Source organism: Bacillus sp. mrc49, from assembly GCF_002803435.1.
In genome coordinates this window covers 1-934 of the sequence record NZ_PHNG01000155.1, presented here as the reverse complement: position 1 = coordinate 934, position 934 = coordinate 1, and the positions used below count along the sequence as shown (strand labels likewise).

Below are 934 nucleotides of genomic sequence, written 5' to 3'. Positions count from 1 at the left end.
GTTGGGATAGCTCAACGATTTCCGCCCCGAAGCTCATCTGCTCTTGATAAAGGGACACAAGGCCATGTACCCACTCTTTCTCATCTGCTGTCATTGATTTGGAGACCTTTCCGGCTTCAATCAAGTGGGGCAATGACAATTCCACTGCCGAATCAGCATCCAGTTGCTTCACATACTGATTATTCATCCACGTAAGCTTTTGCTTATCGAAAAGTGCCGGTGATTTGGACAATCGATCTGCATCGAAAATATTAATGAATTCTTCCTTCGTGAAGATTTCTTCCTCCCCGACCGGAGACCAGCCAAGTAATGTAATGAAATTGAATAAGGCCTCAGGCAGGTATCCAAGTTCTTCATATTGCTCAATGAATTGAATGATCGATTCATCCCGTTTACTTAGTTTCTTCCTGCTTTCATTCACGATCAGTGTCATATGACCGAATACCGGTGGCTCCCAGCCGAATGCTTCATAGATCATCATTTGCTTCGGCGTGTTGGAAATATGATCGTCCCCGCGAAGCACATGGGATATCTTCATCAAGTGATCATCGACAGCTACCGCAAAGTTATAAGTCGGAACGCCATCCTTTTTGACGATGACAAAATCACCAAAACCATCCGTTTCAAACGAGACGTCATCCTTGACCATATCCTTGAAAGTAAGGACTTCCCCTGCAGGAACGGCAAAGCGGATGCTAGGCTTTCTTCCTTCAGCAACTAATTCCGCTTGCTCCTCCTCGGTTAAGTGCTTGCACTTTCCTGAATACTTCGGTGTTTCATTCCGCTCGACCTGACCTTCGCGTTCAGCTTCAAGCTCCTCTTCCGTGCAATAGCATTTATAAGCCAAGCCCTTATCCAAAAGCTCCTGATACAACTCCTGATAAAGGTCATTCCTTTCAGACTGACGATACGGACCATATTCGCCGCCGACATC

Annotated in this window: 1 protein-coding gene; it reads right to left on the bottom strand. The window is 45.8% G+C overall.

What is annotated here, in order from left to right; all coding sequences use genetic code 11:
- Positions 1–934, bottom strand: a 934-nt coding sequence (gene gltX / locus CVN76_RS01065) for a glutamate--tRNA ligase (protein ID WP_100530106.1), incomplete at both ends; no start/stop codon positions are given.